Origin of the sequence: Pseudomonas sp. RA_5y_Pfl1_P24 (assembly GCF_963970945.1) — a bacterium.
GTDB classification, from domain to species: Bacteria; Pseudomonadota; Gammaproteobacteria; order Pseudomonadales; family Pseudomonadaceae; genus Aquipseudomonas; species Aquipseudomonas tritici.
Genome location: NZ_CAXAOJ010000006.1, coordinates 395,446 through 413,230 on the forward strand (window position 1 = coordinate 395,446; position 17,785 = coordinate 413,230).

Below are 17,785 nucleotides of genomic sequence, written 5' to 3' on the forward strand. Positions count from 1 at the left end.
GCGCCGGTTGGATGCCGGTGCCGTTGAAAAGGAGCTGTACCATGAAAAAGATCATTCTCCTGGGCCTCACCGCCTTGCTTGGAGCCTGCCAATCCATGAGCCCCACTTCCAAGGCCAGCCTTGATGGCGAAGTGTTCTATCTGCAACGCATTGCCCTGCCGCCAACCGCGACCTTGAGCGTCAGCCTGCAAGACGTGTCGTTGATGGACGCCCCGGCCGTCACCCTGGCCGAACAGAAAGGCCCGGTCAAAGGCCAAGTGCCGTTGCCCTTTCACCTGAGCTACGACCCGGCGCACGTCAAGCCTGGCCGCAGTTACGCGGTGAGTGCTCGCATCGAGCTGGATGGCAAGCTACTGTTTATCACCACCGAACGGCATTCTGTGCAGCTCAACGGCCAGGACCCACAACCGTTGCGTCTGCGGGTTGATGCTGTCGCCCACTGAATTCGAACTTCATAAGGAAGCGCCCATGCTCCGTAACTCCCTTCGTTTTACTGCCCTGTGTGCCGGATTGCTGCTCGGGGCCAATGCCATGGCCCTGGATCTTGGCAGCCTGTCCCAAGGTGATGCCGCCGGTGGACTCAAGGATGCACTGACCCAAGGCGCGCAGATCGCCGTGAAGCAACTGGGCGTCCCCGGTGGTTTCAGCGATAACCCCGAAGTGAGGATCGGCCTGCCGGGCAAGCTGGGCAAAGTCGCCGACAAACTGAAAATGTTCGGCATGGGTGATCAAGTCACTCAGCTGGAAACCAGCATGAACAAGGCCGCCGAAACCGCCGTGACCCAGGCCCAACCGATCCTGGTCAACGCCGTGAAAAACATGAGCGTGAGTGACGCCAAGGGCATCCTCAGTGGGGGTCAGGATTCGGCAACCCAGTACCTGAACAAAAGCAGCCGCGAACAAATCCGCGCCAAGTTCCTGCCGATCGTCAAGGCGGCTACCGACAAGGTCGGCGTGGCCCAACAGTACAACGCCCTGGCCGGCAAGGCTGCGGCCTTTGGCGCGTTGGACGCCAAGAGCGCCAACGTCGAAAACTACGTGACCGAGCAAGCGCTGGATGGGCTGTTCAAGATGATTGCCAAGCAGGAAGAAACCATTCGCGAGAACCCTGCAGCTGCCGCGACCAGCCTGGCGAAGAAAGTCTTCGGCGCCCTGTAAGCCCAGGCAGAAGCCCGGGCAGGTGTGGGGAGCTCACCTGCCCGGGTCTGGAAGTCTTCGCGTAATTAGAAGATCTTCCCTAAAAGACCAATACCCCCAAAAGCGATCGCGCCCAACGGCATGACACCGAAGCCTATCGCAAAACTCTTGCGGGGCTTGCAAGCGTCTTTGCAAGGGTCGTTTGGCTTGGCAGGTTCAGGCTTGCCAGGCCCGCATGGGTTGCTGCTGCAGGCGGGTTTGAAAGCGCTGACATTGATATCAATTTTCATAAACACTCCTTGAATCATCAGATTTAAGCTTCTACCAGCAGCGGTGAAGCCTGCTGGTAGAAGACCTGGCAATCAGGTAATTCATGTGTGGCCCCGCGTCTCTGAAACGTTCCCGCCTGCGTATTGCCTTTGTGAAAACCCCTACGACAAGCTTTTACACGGACTGTGGTTTGACTCGGAACCATGCCGCGTACAACGCTGGCAAGAATAACAACGTCAACGCCGTCGCCACGATCAAGCCACCCATGATCGCCACGGCCATTGGTCCGAAGAACACACTGCGTGACAGTGGAATCATTGCCAGCACGGCCGCCAGGGCTGTCAGCACAATCGGGCGGAAACGTCGCACGGTGGCTTCGATGATTGCCTGCCAGGGTGCCAGGCCCGCCTTGATGTCCTGTTCGATCTGATCTACCAGGATCACAGAGTTGCGCATGATCATCCCGGACAGTGCGATGGTCCCCAGCATGGCCACAAAGCCAAACGGCTGGCGGAATACCAGCAGGAATAACGTCACACCGATCAACCCCAGCGGCGCTGTCAGAAACACCATGGCAGTGCGCGAGAAGCTACGCAGTTGCAGCATCAGCAGAGTCAGCACCACCACGATAAACAGCGGCACGCCTGCCTTGACCGAGTTCTGACCACGGGCCGAGTCCTCGACCGTACCGCCGACGTCCAGCAGGTAGCCATCCGGCAGTTCGGCCCGCACGCCTGCAAGGGTTGGCAAGATCTGCTGGACCAATGTCGCCGGCTGCTCCTTGCCATAGATGTCAGCGCGGATGGTCACCGTCGGCAGACGGTTGCGGTGCCAGATAATGCCTTCCTCGAAGCCGTATTCGAGGGTGGCGATTTGCGACAGCGCTACGCTTTTACCGTTGTCGGTGGGCACCGCCAGGCTTGGTAGCAATGACAGCTCGGTGCGTTCATGCACCGTGCCGCGCAGAAGGATCTCGATCAACTCGTTGTCCTCGCGGTACTGACTGACGCTGGAACCGGTCAACGAACTCTGCAGGAACTTCGACAGGTTGGCCGTGCTCACGCCAAGGGCGCGGGCGCGGTCCTGGTCGATATTGAGGTAGACGATCTTGCTCGGTTCTTCCCAGTCCAGGTGCACGTTGACCACATGGGTATTTTCGCGAACCTTGGCCGCGACTTTGCGTGCCAGGGCGCGGACTTCTTCGATGTGCTCACCGGTCACGCGGAACTGCACCGGGTAGCCCACGGGCGGACCGTTTTCCAGGCGTGTGACGCGTGAGCGCAGATCCGGGAAGTGTTCGTTGAGGGTTTCGATCAGCCAGGTGCGCAGGCTTTCACGTTCTTCAATGGTTCTGGCCAGCACCACAAACTGCGCGAAGCTGGCGGCCGGTAGTTGCTGATCCAGGGGCAAGTAGAAGCGCGGCGAGCCCGTACCGACATAGGCCACGTAATTGTCGATGCTTTCATGCTCCTTGAGCAGCGCCTCCAAGCGTTTGACCTGGTCAGCGGTGTTGCTCAAAGAAGCACCTTCGGCCAGCTTCAGATCGACCATCAGCTCCAATCGGCCAGAAGCTGGGAAGAACTGTTGAGGCACAAAACGGAATAACGCCACCGAGCCGATAAACAGCAACAGGGTCAGCACGATCACGGTCTTGCGCCGACGCACACACCATTCCACCAAACGCCTTACACGTTGATAGAACGGCGTGCCGTAGGGATCTGGGCCATCGGTGCCGTGCTTGGCTGCGTGAATCTTCGCCAGGTCCGGCAGGAGTTTTTCCCCCAGGTAGGGCACAAACACCACGGCGGCCACCCACGAGGCGAGCAACGCAATGGTCACCACCTGGAAAATCGAACGGGTGTATTCGCCGGTGCTCGATTGCGCCGTGGCGATCGGCAGGAAGCCCGCCGCCGTGATCAGCGTACCGGTGAGCATCGGGAATGCGGTGCTGGTCCAGGCAAAGCTGGCGGCCTTGAGCCGGTCATAGCCCTGCTCCATTTTGATCGCCATCATTTCTACCGCGATGATCGCGTCATCCACCAGCAAACCCAAGGCAAGCACCAGGGCACCGAGGGAAATCTTGTGCAGGCCGATGCCGAGGTAATACATGGTGGCAAAGGTCATCGCCAGCACCAGCGGAATCGCCAGGGCCACCACCATGCCCGTGCGCACGCCAAGGGAAAAGAAGCTCACCAGCAACACGATGGCCAGCGCTTCGGCCAGCACCTGCACGAATTCGCCGACGCTGGTTTTCACCGCCGCCGGTTGGTCCGACACCTTGCGCAGTTCCATGCCTGCCGGAAGATTCTTCTGCAGGCGTGAGAATTCGCTCTCCAAGGCTTTGCCCAATACCAGAATATCGCCGCCGTCACGCATGGCCACGGCCAGGCCAATGGCATCTTCGCCCATGAAGCGCATACGCGGTGCCGGTGGATCGTTGAAGCCGCGGTGGATGTCGGCTACATCGCCGATGCGGAAGGTCCGGTCACCCACGCGAATCGGGAAGTTGCGGATCTCTTCCACGCTCTTGAAGTTGCCCGACACCCGCAGTTGCACGCGCTCGCTAGGGGTTTCAAAGAAGCCCGCAGTGGACACCGCATTTTGCTCCTGCAATGCCTGCTGCACCGCCGCCAATGGCAGGCCGAGCGTGGCCAGCTTGAGGTTGGACAGTTCGATCCAGATCTTTTCATCCTGCAGGCCGAGCAGCTCGACCTTGCCCACATCCGCCACCCGCTGCAGTTGAATCTGGATGCGGTCGGCGTAGTCCTTGAGCAGGGCGTAGTCAAAACCATCGCCGGTCAGCGCGTAGATATTGCCAAAGGTGGTGCCGAACTCATCGTTGAAAAACGGCCCCTGGATATCCGGCGGCAAGGTCTGGCGGATGTCGCTGATCTTCTTGCGCACCTGGTACCACAGGTCGGGGATCTGCGCCGAATGCATGGAATCACGGGCAATGAAAGTGACCTGGGATTCGCCGGGCCGCGAGAAGGAGACGATGCGCTCGTACTCACCCGTCTCCATGAGTTTTTTCTCGATGCGCTCGGTGACTTGCCGCGAAACTTCCTGGGCCGTGGCCCCCGGCCAGTTGGTCTTGATCACCATGGCCTTGAACGTGAACGGCGGGTCTTCACTTTGTCCCAGCTTGGAGTAGGACAAGGTGCCAACCACCGCTAGCAGGATCATCAGGAACAGTACGATCTGGCGATTACGCAGCGCCCATTCGGAAAGATTGAAACCCATTGGGGGACTACTCCTTGGCCGCCAGATTCACCACACGGTTGGCACGATCCACCGGGCGCACTTGCTGGCCCTCGTGGAGCACATGGACACCGGCGGCGATCACCCAATCGGTCGGGGTCAGGCCTTCCAGTATCGGGACGGTTTTTTCACCAAAGGCGCCGATGCGCACCGGTGTGCGCTTGAGCGTGTTGTCGGGCTGCACACGCCAGACGTAGGACTCACCGTTCTGCGCACTGAGGGCAGACAGCGGCACCGACAACGGAATCACACCGTCAGCCTGTATGAAAACGCGGGCGCTTTGGCCCAGCTCGGCCGGTATCTTGCCACCCGTGAACGCCACGCGGGCCGCGAACGTACGCGACTTCGGATCGGCCGCCGGTGACAGCTCACGAATACGCCCGGTGAAGCGTTGATCGGGCTGGCTCCACAGCTCCACCGACACCGGCTGGCCGATCTTGAAACGGGCAAAACCCTGCTCCGGCAGGCTGATCAGCACTTCGCGCTCGCCATCGGTGGCGAGGGTGAACACGGTCTGGCCGGCGGACACCACTTGGCCAACTTCCACTGCGCGCTTGGCGACCACACCGTCTTGTGGCGCACGCAGCACGGCATAGCCGGCCTGGTTGCTGGCCACGTCGAACTCAGCCTTGATCTGCTTGAGGCGGGCAACACCGGCCCGGTAGAGATTTTCGGCATTGTCATACTGAGAACGGCTGACCATCTGACGGTCCATCAAGGTCTTGTAGCGATCGCGCTCGGCACGCACCAGGCTCAGGTTGGCCTCGGCGGCGGCGACTTGGGCACGGGTGGCTTCCAGTTGCAGGCGCACGTCCTGTGGGTCGAGCTCTGCCAGCGGTTGGTTGGCCTTGACTCGCTCGCCCTCCTCCACCAGCCGCTTGCTTATTTTGCCGCCGATGCGGAATGCCAGGTCTGGCTCATAGCGCGCACGCACTTCGCCGGGGTAACTGCCCATCGACTGCGACGAAGGCAGTGGCTGCACCACCATGGCCGGGCGGATGGTGGCCTGGGTCGCTTCCTCATGGCCGCAAGCGGTCAACAGGACGACCAGACTGACAGGCAACGCAAAGGGCAGGAAAGTGCTGCGCATGCTGTAGGACCTTTCGCAAATGAAGCTAAGAATAATTATACTGGCCGGTATGTTATTAATACCAAACTCGCCAGTCCAGTATTAAAGGTGAAAATGTCCGACAATCCTGTAAACACCAATAGCCCCGGGCGCCCCAAGGACATGGCAAAACGCCAGGCTATCCTCGAAGCAGCGAAATTCCTGTTTTTGAGCAATGGTTACGCCAGTACCAGCATGGACGCCGTGGCCCTTGAGGCCGGCGTTTCAAAACTGACCGTCTACAGCCACTTCAATGACAAAGAAACCCTGTTCACCGCCGCCGTGGTGGCCAAGTGCGAGGAACAGCTGCCGGTGATGTACTTCGAGCTGCCCGAAGGCGTGCCCGTGGAGACTGTGTTGTTGAACATCGCGAGGGGGTTCCATCGCCTGATCAACAGCGAAGAATCGATAAACCTGCATCGCCTGATGATGACCACCGGCAACCAGGACGTGAAACTCTCGCAGATCTTCTTCGAGGCCGGCCCCATGCGCATGCTGCAAGGCATGGAGCGTCTGCTCGGCAAGATCGACCAGGGTGGCGCCCTGAGCATCGATAAACCCTTCACGGCAGCCGAGCACTTTTTTTGCCTGCTCAAGGGCACGGCGAATTTTTGCCTGCTGTATGGCTGCGGCGGACAACAGAGCGAAGAAGCCGCCGAAGCGCATGTGCAGGAAGTGGTGGGGTTGTTTATGCGGGCTTATGGGAGAGGAGCAGTTGCAAGGGGTTAGCTACAAGCGGCAAGTGTACAGCGCGTTTGCTTGCAGCTTGCAGCTTGCAGCTTGCAGCTTGCAGCTTGCAGCTTAGAGCTTGAGCGCTTTTTTAGCATAAATATCATACCGGCTGGACTTACCCTCCAGCGCGTGGCTCGGCTTGGGCCCTTCAATGCACGGCGCCTTGCGCGCACGCTTGACCACCACGCGGTGGCTGGCCAGGGCCAGGGCGGCGGCCAGCAGGGCCGGTGCGTCCGGATCATCGCCAACCAGCGGGCGGAACAGGCGCATTTCCTTCTTCACCAATGCCGTCTTCTCACGGTGCGGGAACATCGGGTCGAGGTAGATCACCTGCGGCGGCTCGCCTTCCCAGTTGCACATTACGTCAATGGAGTTGCCCTTGAGCAACTTCATGCGCGCCACGATCGGCGCCACCTCACAATCATCCGCGCCGCGCGCCAGGCCATCTTCGAGCAGGGCGCCGATCAGCGGCTGGCGCTCGATCAGGCTCATTTCGCAGCCCAGGCTGGCAAGCACGAAGGCGTCCTTACCCAGGCCCGCCGTGGCGTCCAGCACCCGTGGGCGGACGCCTTGGGCGACACCCACGGCCTTGGCAATCATCTGCCCGCTGCCACCGCCGTACAGGCGTCGATGCGCCGCGCCGCCCTCGACAAAGTCCACCCGCACCGGCCCTGGCGCGTCAGGCCCAAGCTGTTGTAGCTGTAGGCCATGCTCCCCGAACTGCAGGGAAAAGTCCGCATCCGCCAGGTGTAACGGCAAACCCAGCAGTGAAGCCCACTGCTCGGCACGGTCCTGGAAGCCTTCGCCCAAGGCCTCGACCCTGATGCGGCTGGCCGCTGGTTGTTCGCTCATCAATCGCTACGCTCAAAAATATTAAGGATCGGCCAAAACCGGCCGATAAAAACAACAGTCAGGTATTTTGCCAGAGCTGAGCGTCGACCGAGAAAAATGTCAGACATTCTTCCCCTAACCATCGGTGTACTGCCGACCCATAACCACTACGGCCTGCGCAATACTCAAGCGCTGGCCGGGGTGAGTCATGTGTGGCAGGACTTCTTCGCCCGGGCATTGGCCGAGCAGCTCGGCGATACGCCTGGCGCGCTGGCGGTCCAGGCGCCTGCACCTGCGGACCCAGCGGTAGAACCCAACGCCGGCGCCGACCTGTTGTCGCAGATCCTCACCCAGCGTGAGTGTGACGTGAAGGACACCGAGATCGCCCCTCCAGAGCCGCTGTTCCTGCCGATCGCCGAGTTCGAAACCGAACTGCTGCCACCCGCCGCCGAGCCATTCCCGGAAGAAGAAATCGTCGCCCAGCAACGCCAGCAGAATTTCGAAAGTGGCTGGGTGCGCCCGATCGTGCTGACAGCCGGCCAGCCGCTGCCGGAGCCAGGCCCGGTGCCGGCACCACGCCCACTGCACCTGCCCATTGCCGAATTCGAGCTGGACCTGCTGCCACCGGCCGCCACGCCTTACCCTACCGAAGAACTGGTCGCGCAACAAAAGGCCCTCGACTTCGATTACTACTGGGCACGTCCGTTGATCGCCAACAACCTGCGCCTGGCCGCTTAAACCCTAGCGACACACCCACCAACGCCCCATGTCCAGATGGAAATGGTTGCGGTGCGCGGCGTTGTAGTCCGGGCTCAACACCACATTGAAATCATCGCAGGCGCTATCGCGCACCCGACGCAGGAACCGCGCATCAGCGCCCTCCCCCGGCCAACCTTTGAGCACACTGATGCGGCGCCCATCCGCCAGGCGAAAGCCGGCAATATCCAACGCATTGGCGGAGGCATGCTCGCTGAGTCGCCCTACAGAACGGTTATACATGTTGCGGCAGGCAAAGCTGCCCAGGTGATCGACCCGCGTCACCGCCTGGCCAAACACCGCCTGGGCCGCCGGCTGCAAACTGTGCCGCTCGAACAACGCGAACGCCACCGCCAGTGGGCAACTGGCGAGAAAGCTACTGCTGAGCCCAACCGCAGCGCCCTGTACACGCAAGGTATTGCGTAAAGGGCAGGCGGCGTCGACGGGCGTATCGGCCTGATGGCTGACGCGCAGGCCGGAGGTTTCCAGCACGTTGTCGCACAGCGCTGGATCATCCTGCAGACGTCCCAATTTATAACGGGTCAAAAAGTTGGGGCTGGCGCGCACATCCAACGGCGCCCAAGGGTTCCAATCAGCCGGCAACGGCAGCCAGCCACGCCAGACACCAACGGCAAACACCCCGCCCAGAACCAGCAGTACGCAGATGATTTTGAAGAAACGCACCGCTTAGTACTTAAAGAACTGGTTGGCCTGACTGAACGGCATTTTGCGGTCGGTGAAGGTGAACGAGCCCAGCTCATAGACCTCCTGGGCCGCGCGGTAGAACTCACCATAGGCGGCCAACGCCAGCGCCGAGCCGACGCTGATACGCCGCACGCCCATCTCGCCCAATTGCGCCACACTGAGGTTCAATCCGCCGGACATCAACACATTCACCGGTTTGGGCGCCACCGCTTTGACCACCGCCAGCACTTCCTCGGCAGTGCGCAGAGCCGGTGCATACAGCACGTCGGCACCGGCTTCGGCGTAGGCTTGCAGGCGGCGGATGGTGTCAGGCAAATCCAGACGACCATGCAGGAGGTTTTCCGCGCGGGCAGTCAGGGTGAAGGGGAATGGCAGGCTGCGCGCGGCGGCAACGGCAGCTTCCACGCGCTCGACGGAGAGGTCGAAGGGATAGATCGGGTCAGCGGCAATACCGGTGGCATCTTCGATGGAACCGCCAACGATACCCGTGGCCGCGGCACGCAGGATCGTCTGGGCGCAGCCTTCGGGGGTGTCACTGAAGCCGTTTTCCAGATCGGCCGCTACCGGCAACGCGGTGGCTTTGACGAGCATACTGGCGTTGATCAAGGTGTCATCCAGGGACAGCGCCCCTTCCGCATCCGGGCGCCCCAGGCTGAACGCATACCCCGCACTGGTGGTGGCCAGCGCTTCAAACCCCAGGCTGGCGAGCATCACAGCGGAACCAGCATCCCACGGGTTGGGCATGACAAACGCACGGTCTCGCTCATGCAAGGCCTTGAAGGTTTCGGCGCGAAGGGTTTGGGCATCCATGTCTGGCTCCAGGCGGAAAAAGGTGCCCTAGAGTAACCCCAGTTGCTCCGCTGCGGGAGCTCGATCCAAGGTTGCCAGCGCTGGCAGGCCAGGCAGACGCACCATCAACTGGTCGTGAAAACGCAGCGCCAATTGCGCGGCGAGGCGGTTGTCCGAGGTGTGCAGGAACACGTAGGGCGTACGGCCTTCTTCAATCCAACCGGCGACTTTCTCCACCCATGGGACCAGGAACGGGTCATTGGCTTCCAATTCGGGATGGCCGATAAAACGCACTTGGGGAAACAGCGTCAGCGCCGCCGGACGCGGCGGCACCTTGGGCTTTTTGGATTGCGCGTGCAGCACGGCCGCCGAGGTGGACGTGCAACTGAACAAGGCCCGCGGGTCAAGGCAGACCCGCTCGACCCCGCGATCACGCAACAAACGGTTGAGCGTTCGCTCGGCCTCGCCCTTGGCGAAAAACTCAAGATGCCGCACTTCGACAGCCATCGGACGCTCGAGCCCATCAATGAAACCTGCCAACTCACCCAGCCGCTGCGGCGTGAACGTCGCGGGCAGCTGCAACCATAACGGCGATACCCGCTCACCCAGCGGGCTCATCAAGCCAACAAAGCTTTCTGCCGCCGGCAGTTGTTCGATCAGGTTGCCGCTGTGGCTGATATCACCGGGAAATTTGGCCGTGAAGCGGAAATCGTCAGGCATGATTTCGGCCCAGCGTTGCACCGTGGCAGCTGAAGGGCGGGCATAAAAGGTGGTGTTGCCTTCAACGGCGTTGAAGACCTGGGAATAGAGCGCAAGGTAGTCGCTGGAACGGGCATCGGCGGGGTACAGGTACTCGCGCCAAGCGTTTTCGCTCCAGGACGGGCAACCGAGGTAGTAAGGCAGACGCATCAGATGTGGATGTCGAGGCCCAGCACTTCCATATCCCATTCGACAAAACCGGCGGTGGTCATGTAGCTGGCCAGGGCGGTGGCGACGCTTTTGCTCATGGAGCGCGGGAAGACCATGTCTTGCTGACGGGCTGGAAGACCGCTGATACGAGCGCCTGCGGAACCCTGGGCATTTTGCTGTGCTTCGGACTGGACTTCGATGAAGTCCGGCGAATCTTCGACGGACTCGTCTACCGTAACGTTTGCCTTGCGTGGCTTACGCTTGATGGGGTAGGACGGTGAGGAAAATCCATCTATACGCATGTATGCGAACTCGAAATCGGTGATGGCATTTTAGTGGCGCAATCCATAACGCGCAAATGCTCTGGTGATAACTAGAACACATAATTTGAAAAAGGTTTAAAAGCGGGGGCAAATTCTGACGATTGGTGAATTTAGCCCCAAAGTGCCACCATTTTTGGCGTCAAATAATCCCGCGTTCAGCTTTAGTCTGCGCAACCTTATCGCGCAGATAAACCGGAGCAGCTTGGTCCGCCGGAATCGCTTCACCCCGTTCGAACGCGAAGCGCGCAAGGGTCAATAAGTCTTCGGCATGCGGCAACAACGCAGCGTCCTGGCCGGCCAACGACACGCCAATACGTTCGCCATAACCCCAGCCGGTGCCGGCGCCGAACCAATCACCGCTGGCATCCAACGGCAACGCAGACGACGCCGGCGGCTGCACCGCTTCCACGCCCACCAGGCGCATCTCGCCCGCCGTTGCGCGATAGCAACCCCAATACACTTCATCCATCCGCGCATCGATAGCGGCCGCCACCTGCTGCGCGCCGTGTTCACGCAAGGCACGCTGGGCCAGAACCGCCAGGTTGGACACCGGCAACACTGGGCGCTCCAACGCGAACGCCAGCCCCTGCACCACGCCGATGGCGATGCGCACACCGGTAAACGCGCCCGGGCCACGGCCGAAGGCGATGGCATCGACCGCAGCCAACGTCGTGCCTGCGTCTTCAAGCAGTTGCTTGATCATTGGCAGCAGCTTCTGCGCATGCAGGCGCGGGATCACCTCGTAGTGGCTCGTTACCTTGCCATCGTGCAGCAAGGCAACGGAGCAAGCTTCAGTCGCGGTGTCCAGGGCCAGCAGGGTGCTCATCGTTGTGGGTGTCCAAGTCGAAAAAAAGTGCGCCAGTATAAACAACAACGGCCCGCAAGCGGGCCGTTATCCGTGAAGCCAGTCGAGGGATCAGCTCAGTGCTTGCAGCACTTTGGCAGTGATCGCTTCAACCGAGCCGACGCCAGGAATGTGGCTGTACTTCGGCTTGCCGTTAGCGGCGGACAGCTTCTGGTAAAAATCCACCAGCGGCTTGGTCTGGGAATGGTAGACCGACAGGCGATGACGCACGGTTTCTTCGGTGTCGTCTTTACGCTGCACCAGGTCTTCACCCGTCACATCGTCCTTGCCTTCAACCTTTGGCGGGTTGTAGACGGTGTGGTACACGCGGCCAGAAGCTTCGTGAACGCGACGACCAGCAATGCGCTGGACGATTTCTTCGTCTTCAACCGCGATTTCGACGACGGCATCCAGCTCGACGCCGGCCTTCACCAGGGCTTCGGCCTGGGGAATGGTGCGCGGGAAGCCGTCGAACAGGAAACCGTTCTTGCAGTCTTCCTGGCTGATGCGTTCCTTGACCAGGTTGATGATCAGGTCATCAGAAACCAGGCCACCGCTGTCCATCACGCTCTTGGCGATCAGGCCCAGCTCGGTGCCGGCCTTGACGGCCGCACGCAGCATGTCGCCGGTGGAGATTTGTGGAATACCGAATTTTTCAGTGATGAACTTTGCCTGAGTACCTTTACCGGCCCCCGGAGCTCCCAGCAGAATGACGCGCATTGATGTGCTCCTCAATTTTTTATAGAGATGACGCTCGGATTCGCCGCGTGGGGCCAATCTCGTAAAATAGGGTTTGTAACTGTATGAGCCCAGCCGTCCAAAACGGCCAAAGGCTGATCAAGATACACAGCAGGCCCTAACCACACAAGCCGCCGAAAGTCGCAGGAACCGTGCCCGGCTTACGTCATAGGTAGGGGTGTGCCTGAGTGCAACCCAGCCGCATAAACGCCAGCCGCCCTTTTCAGGACGGCCGACGTGGTTTATCTGCAAGCCATTGAGAATACGCAAAAAACCTTAGCCGGTGTTACGCAAACCAGCGGCAATACCGGCCACAGACACCAGCAGCGCCTGTTCCAGAGGGCTGTCTTGCGCCGCTTCCTGCTGGCGCGAGCGTGCCAGCAGCTCGGCTTGCAGCAAGTGCAAGGGGTCGAGGTAGGTGTTGCGCAGGCGGATGAACTCAAGGGTGTCTGGGCTGTGGGCGAGCAGTTGCGACTGACCGGTCAGGCCAAGCACCACGCCGCACGCCTGCGACAATAGGTCGCGCAGGTGCACGCCCAATGGCAGCAGGTCTGGCTGCACCAGCCGCTCGTCATACAGACGGGCGATATCGGCATCGGCCTTGGCCAGCACCATTTCCAGCATGTCGATGCGGGTACGGAAGAACGGCCATTGCTCACGCATCTGCCCCAGCAGTTCGCCTTCGCCGCGCTCCAGCGCCTTGCTCAGCGCCGCTTCCCAACCAAGCCAGGCCGGTAGCATCAGGCGGGTCTGGGTCCAACCGAAGATCCATGGGATCGCGCGCAGGCTTTCAATCCCGCCCGCACGGCGCTTGGCCGGGCGACTGCCCAATGGCAAACGGCCCAGTTCCTGTTCCGGCGTGGACTGGCGGAAATACTCAACGAACTGCGGATTTTCCCGCACGACGGCGCGGTAAGCGCTGACACCGTCTGCCGCCAATTCATCCATCAAATGGCGCCAGGCCGGTTCAGGCGGCGGCGGTGGCAACAGCGTGGCTTCGAGTACCGCCGCCAGGTACAGATTGAGGTTCTGTTCGGCGATATCCGGCAAGCCGAATTTGAAGCGAATCATTTCGCCCTGCTCAGTGGTACGGAACCGCCCCGCCACCGAACCCGGTGGCTGCGACAGGATCGCCGCGTGCGCCGGGCCGCCGCCACGGCCGACCGTGCCGCCACGACCGTGGAACAACAGCAATTCCACTTGTTGTTCGCGGCAGATATCCACCAGCCGTTCCTGTGCCCGGTACTGCGCCCAGGCAGCGGCGGTGGTGCCGGCATCCTTGGCTGAGTCCGAGTAGCCAATCATCACTTCCTGCGGGCCCTGCAAACGCGCGCGATAGCCCGGCAACAGCAACAGTTGCTCGATCACAGGACCGGCGTTATCCAGGTCGGTCAGGGTTTCGAACAGCGGCACCACGCGCATCGGTCGTTGCACGCCTGACTCTTTAAGCAGCAGTTGCACTGCCAGCACGTCCGACGCCGCGCCCGCCATGGAGATGACATACGAACCCAAGGAGGCGGCCGGTGCGGCGGCGACTTCCTTGCAGGTGTTGAGCACCTCGGCCGTATCGGCCGACGGCTTGAAATAACTCGGCAATAGCGGTCGACGGTTGGCCAACTCCTTCATCAGGAAGCTGATGCGTGCGTCTTCGTCCCAGTCTTCGTAACGTCCCAGCCCAAGATAATCGGTGATCTCGGTCATCGCCGCCGAATGGCGACTGGAGTCCTGGCGCACGTCCAGGCGTACAAGGAATAAGCCAAAGGTCACGGCCCGACGCAGGCAGTCGAGCAGTGGGCCATCGGCGATCACGCCCATGCCGCACTCATGCAGCGACTGGTAGCACAATTCCAGCGGCTCCAGCAGGTCACGGTTGTTCTGCAACACCTCGGTCGGCGCCGGGGTGCTGCTGCTCAACGCCGTGTGTGCCCATTGGCGCGTGGCGCGCAGGCGTTCGCGCAGTTGCTTGAGCAACGCGCGATAAGGCTCCACGCTGTCACCGACCTTGGCCTGCAACGCCGGGCTGGCCTGTTGCATCGACAGCTCCGAGGCCAGGTGATCGATATCACGCAGGTACAAGTCGGCCGCCATCCAGCGCGCCAACAGCAACACTTCGCGGGTGACCGGCGCAGTGACATTCGGGTTGCCGTCACGGTCGCCGCCCATCCAGGACGCAAAGCGGATTGGCGCCGCTTCCAGGGGCAGGCGCAGGCCGGTGGCGGCGTGCAACGCCTGGTCAGCCTTACGCAGGTAATTAGGGATGGCGTGCCACAGCGAATGCTCGATCACCGCAAAGCCCCACTTGGCCTCGTCCACCGGGGTGGGCCGGGTACGGCGGATTTCTTCGGTGTGCCAGGCTTCAGCGATCAGCCGTTGCAGGCGCTGGCGGATCTGCTCGCGCTCGGCGGTAGTGAGGTCGCGGTGATCCTGCAGGGCCAGTTGGGCGGCAATAGCATCGTATTTCTGGATCAGGGTACGGCGCGCCACTTCAGTAGGATGAGCGGTGAGGACCAGTTCAATCTCCAGGCGCCCCAACTGGCGGGCCAGGGATTCGTTGCTATGACCTTCACTTTGCAGGCGGGCAAGCAACTCCGGCAATACGCGGGATTCAAACGGCGCGGCTTGCGACTCATCGCGTCGGTGAATCAGTTGGTATTGCTCAGCGATGTTGGCGAGGTTGAGGAATTGATTGAACGCACGGGCCACCGGCAACAGTTCATTTTCCTGCAACTGATTCACGCGGGTACTCAGTTCATCGCCAGCGCCGCGGCGATCAGCCTTAGCGCCTTTGCGGATCTGCTCGATCTTGTCGAGGAAATCATCGCCGTACTGCTCTCGAATCGTGTTGCCCAACAGCTCACCCAGCAGGTGAACATCCTCACGCAAGCGTGCATCGATATCACTCATCAGCCAATCTCCAGCCAGAAATCCGGGACGCGCAGGTCTGTCAGAGTGCCGCCAGCGTCCATTTATGACAAGACTTTAAACCTTGTGAGTTGTAGCGAGTCTCAAGGTTGAGTCGTCGCGTTCACCTACGCAGACGACTGGTTGCTCATCACCGCCTGCCAACGCGCGCTTTATTGAGGTTGCCATGAAAATCCGAGAATTGGCCCAGCACTGGGAAGAGAACGCCAAGGGTCGCCTGACCAAAACCGAGTACGCGATTCATCTGGATGTAGAGGCCGCCGCGAGGCTGGCGGCCATCGCCGAAATGTACCCCAAGCGTCAGACCGAGGAATTACTTGGCGAGTTGATCGGCGCGGCCCTGGAAGAGCTTGAAGAGAGCTTTCCCTACGTCAAGGGCGAGCATGTGATTGCCACCGACGAAGAAGGCGACCCCCTTTACGAAGATGTCGGTGCTACCCCTCGCTTCCTGTCACTTTCGCGGCGTTTTCTGCACGACCAGTCTGCCAGCGACGAAGACCCACAACGCTGACCTCCCTCTTCAAAACTTCCTTTTCACCCAATTATTTCGGGCTTTTATCAAGCCCGGCATACCGTTCGTGCAGCTGAAAGTTCCAACTTTTTGACCTGACCAATCAGTCAAAAATTTTTTTAGGCAATTCGCCATCTTCGCTGAACTATTCAAAAAAGCCTCGGGTCACACCGAGTAAGCCATCACTTGGAACAGCCGTTTGAATAGGCGTCCGCAGCTTTACCGCTAGCCCGCCGCCGCTGACCACCTGAGATGGATTTTGATGTTATTAGGAGCTATCTAATGGAGTTGAAGACGATGAAGACCAGCACTGCCAAATCCTCGTTTAACCCTCTGCGCGGGCTCAAGTTGGCCGCGCTGGCAATCGGCACAAGCTTCGTTTTGGCTGGCTGCGCCGGCAACCCTCCGACCGAGCAATATGCGGTCACCCAGTCTGCGGTGAACAGCGCTGTCAGCGCCGGCGGCACCGAGTACGCGGCTGTAGAAATGAAGTCGGCCCAGGACAAGCTCAAGCAAGCTGAGATTGCCATGCACGACAAAAATTACGAGGAAGCCCGTCGCCTGGCCGAACAAGCCGAGTGGGACGCTCGCGTTGCAGAGCGCAAATCCCAGGCTGCCAAGGCTGAACAGGCTTTGAAGGATTCCCAGAAGGCTGTTGATGAGTTGCGTAAGGAAGGCATGCGCCCGGCTGCTATCCAGCAGAAGTAAGACGCTTCCTGTGACCGAATCGCACCCGATAAAGAATTGAAAGGACGACACGACTATGCGTAAACAATTGATGATCCCTGCCCTGCTGGCGATGAGCGTTGCACTGGCGGCTTGCTCCACCCCGCCGAACGCGAACCTGGAAAATGCACGGACCAACTTCTCGTCCCTGCAAACCAACCCGCAAGCGACCAAGCTCGCGGCGCTGGAAACCAAGGACGCCAGCGAATGGCTGGACAAGGCTGACAAGGCTTACCGCGACAAGGAAGACCAGAAGAAAGTCGACCAACTGGCCTACCTGACTAACCAGCGTGTTGAAGTGGCCAAAGACACCATCGTGCTGCGCGAATCCGAAGCCAAGCTGAAAAACGCCGGCGACGAACGCGCCCGCGCTTTGCTGGAGGCTCGTGATGCGCAGATCAAGCAGCTGCAAGACAGCTTGAACGCCAAGCAGACCGATCGCGGCACCCTGGTGACCTTCGGTGACGTGCTGTTCGCCACCAACAAATCTGATCTGAAATCCAGCGGCCTGGTTAACATCACCAAGCTGGCTCAGTTCCTGCGCGACAACCCGGACCGTAAGGTGATCGTCGAAGGCTACACCGACAGCACCGGTTCAGACTCGTACAACCAGAGCCTGTCGGAGCGCCGTGCAGCCTCCGTGCAACGCGCACTGGCTCAGCAAGGCGTGGACATCTCGCGCATCGTGACCCAGGGCTATGGCAAGGAATACCCGGTTGCCGACAACGCCAGCGTGTCGGGCCGTGCCATGAACCGCCGCGTTGAAGTGACCATCTCCAACGACAACCAGCCGGTCAAGCCACGGTCTTCCGTTGCTAACTGATTGATTGGCGTCGCATAAGAAAACCCACCTCACGGTGTAATGCTGTTCACTTAAGCATTTGAGCTCACGTCGAAGCTCCTAGAAAATCCGATGCCAGATATCTGGCATCGGATTTTTTATGTCTGTTCAGCAGCACCTGCTAGACCTCAGCGACCTTTTCAACTTTTCTGACCTGAGTACCTTCACTCAAAATATCCCCGTTGAGTGGGTGGCATCTGCGTTGGATCTCTCCAGTCAGGCAACCATCAGGCGCCGTCGTTTGCCTGCCGATCAAGTGCTCTGGCTTGTGCTTGGCATGGCGCTGTTTCGCGACGAACCGGTGCACGAGGTCGCGAGGCGGCTCAACATCTGCGCCCAAGGCTTGGCAACCGATCATCTGCTGGCTCGTAGCGGTGTAACAGAA

19 protein-coding genes are annotated in these 17,785 nt (G+C 60.3%); 8 read left to right on the forward strand and 11 right to left on the reverse strand.

The window, feature by feature from the left end; translation table 11 throughout:
• Positions 1-41: 41 nt before the first annotated feature.
• Both AACY30_RS12935 and AACY30_RS12940 read left to right on the forward strand, forming a co-directional pair.
• The gene (locus AACY30_RS12935) at positions 42-443 is read left to right on the forward strand and encodes a YbaY family lipoprotein (protein ID WP_339493542.1); all 402 of its coding nucleotides are present in this window, start codon (positions 42-44) and stop codon (positions 441-443) included.
• Between the two features lie 25 nt (positions 444-468).
• Positions 469-1,158, forward strand: a complete 690-nt coding sequence (locus AACY30_RS12940; RefSeq protein WP_339540430.1) for a DUF4197 domain-containing protein — start codon at positions 469-471, stop codon at positions 1,156-1,158.
• A gap of 65 nt (positions 1,159-1,223) precedes the next feature.
• Here the strand turns inward: AACY30_RS12940 and AACY30_RS12945 are convergent, their stop codons facing one another.
• From AACY30_RS12945 to AACY30_RS12955, 3 genes are all read right to left on the reverse strand, one after another.
• Entirely contained in the window at positions 1,224-1,427 is a 204-nt protein-coding gene (locus tag AACY30_RS12945) for a hypothetical protein (protein WP_339469461.1), read from the reverse strand.
• Between the two features lie 154 nt (positions 1,428-1,581).
• Entirely contained in the window at positions 1,582-4,647 is a 3,066-nt protein-coding gene (locus AACY30_RS12950; RefSeq protein WP_339469460.1) for an efflux RND transporter permease subunit, read from the reverse strand.
• Positions 4,648-4,654: 7 nt separating this feature from the next.
• The gene (locus AACY30_RS12955) at positions 4,655-5,755 is read right to left on the reverse strand and encodes an efflux RND transporter periplasmic adaptor subunit (protein ID WP_339469459.1); all 1,101 of its coding nucleotides are present in this window, start codon (positions 5,753-5,755) and stop codon (positions 4,655-4,657) included.
• Positions 5,756-5,848: 93 nt separating this feature from the next.
• Here AACY30_RS12955 and AACY30_RS12960 point away from each other — a divergent pair, with 93 nt between their 5' ends.
• Positions 5,849-6,502: a TetR/AcrR family transcriptional regulator gene (locus AACY30_RS12960; RefSeq protein WP_339469458.1), complete on the forward strand. Its 654-nt coding sequence runs from the start codon at positions 5,849-5,851 to the stop codon at positions 6,500-6,502.
• A gap of 72 nt (positions 6,503-6,574) precedes the next feature.
• Here the strand turns inward: AACY30_RS12960 and AACY30_RS12965 are convergent, their stop codons facing one another.
• Positions 6,575-7,357 (reverse strand): class I SAM-dependent methyltransferase, encoded by a 783-nt coding sequence (locus AACY30_RS12965; RefSeq protein ID WP_339469457.1) that lies wholly within the window; start codon positions 7,355-7,357, stop codon positions 6,575-6,577.
• 96 nt (positions 7,358-7,453) lie between these two features.
• On the opposite strand from AACY30_RS12965, the gene AACY30_RS12970 reads away from it, so the two are divergent.
• Complete coding sequence (locus tag AACY30_RS12970; protein ID WP_339418175.1) at positions 7,454-8,074, forward strand: energy transducer TonB; 621 nt, start codon at positions 7,454-7,456, stop codon at positions 8,072-8,074.
• A gap of 3 nt (positions 8,075-8,077) precedes the next feature.
• On the opposite strand, the gene AACY30_RS12975 is transcribed toward AACY30_RS12970, so the two are convergent.
• The 7 genes from AACY30_RS12975 to ppc form a co-directional block, all read right to left on the reverse strand.
• Complete coding sequence (locus AACY30_RS12975) at positions 8,078-8,776, reverse strand: extensin-like domain-containing protein (RefSeq protein ID WP_339493540.1); 699 nt, start codon at positions 8,774-8,776, stop codon at positions 8,078-8,080.
• A gap of 3 nt (positions 8,777-8,779) precedes the next feature.
• On the reverse strand, positions 8,780-9,607 hold the full coding sequence (locus AACY30_RS12980; protein WP_339540431.1) for an isocitrate lyase/PEP mutase family protein: 828 nt from the start codon (positions 9,605-9,607) through the stop codon (positions 8,780-8,782).
• A 27-nt stretch (positions 9,608-9,634) separates the two neighbouring features.
• Positions 9,635-10,495, reverse strand: a complete 861-nt coding sequence (locus AACY30_RS12985) for a DUF72 domain-containing protein (protein WP_339437953.1) — start codon at positions 10,493-10,495, stop codon at positions 9,635-9,637.
• The gene (locus AACY30_RS12990; protein ID WP_339469454.1) at positions 10,495-10,797 is read right to left on the reverse strand and encodes a hypothetical protein; all 303 of its coding nucleotides are present in this window, start codon (positions 10,795-10,797) and stop codon (positions 10,495-10,497) included. Before AACY30_RS12990 ends, AACY30_RS12985 begins: the two co-directional genes overlap by 1 nt.
• A gap of 160 nt (positions 10,798-10,957) precedes the next feature.
• A complete protein-coding gene (tsaB, locus tag AACY30_RS12995) occupies positions 10,958-11,644 on the reverse strand; it encodes a tRNA (adenosine(37)-N6)-threonylcarbamoyltransferase complex dimerization subunit type 1 TsaB (RefSeq protein WP_339540432.1) in 687 nt (228 codons plus the stop codon).
• 90 nt (positions 11,645-11,734) lie between these two features.
• Positions 11,735-12,382 (reverse strand): adenylate kinase, encoded by a 648-nt coding sequence (gene adk / locus AACY30_RS13000; RefSeq protein ID WP_049709696.1) that lies wholly within the window; start codon positions 12,380-12,382, stop codon positions 11,735-11,737.
• Positions 12,383-12,676: 294 nt separating this feature from the next.
• Complete coding sequence (ppc, locus tag AACY30_RS13005) at positions 12,677-15,304, reverse strand: phosphoenolpyruvate carboxylase (RefSeq protein WP_339493537.1); 2,628 nt, start codon at positions 15,302-15,304, stop codon at positions 12,677-12,679.
• A gap of 184 nt (positions 15,305-15,488) precedes the next feature.
• Here ppc and AACY30_RS13010 point away from each other — a divergent pair, with 184 nt between their 5' ends.
• The 4 genes from AACY30_RS13010 to AACY30_RS13025 form a co-directional block, all read left to right on the forward strand.
• Complete coding sequence (locus tag AACY30_RS13010; RefSeq protein ID WP_339418182.1) at positions 15,489-15,833, forward strand: pilin assembly protein; 345 nt, start codon at positions 15,489-15,491, stop codon at positions 15,831-15,833.
• 282 nt (positions 15,834-16,115) lie between these two features.
• Complete coding sequence (locus tag AACY30_RS13015; RefSeq protein WP_339469449.1) at positions 16,116-16,541, forward strand: DUF4398 domain-containing protein; 426 nt, start codon at positions 16,116-16,118, stop codon at positions 16,539-16,541.
• Positions 16,542-16,596: 55 nt separating this feature from the next.
• Complete coding sequence (locus tag AACY30_RS13020) at positions 16,597-17,382, forward strand: OmpA family protein (RefSeq protein ID WP_339493535.1); 786 nt, start codon at positions 16,597-16,599, stop codon at positions 17,380-17,382.
• Between the two features lie 118 nt (positions 17,383-17,500).
• A partial coding sequence (locus AACY30_RS13025; protein WP_339540433.1) for a transposase domain-containing protein occupies positions 17,501-17,785 on the forward strand: 285 nt, incomplete at its 3' end.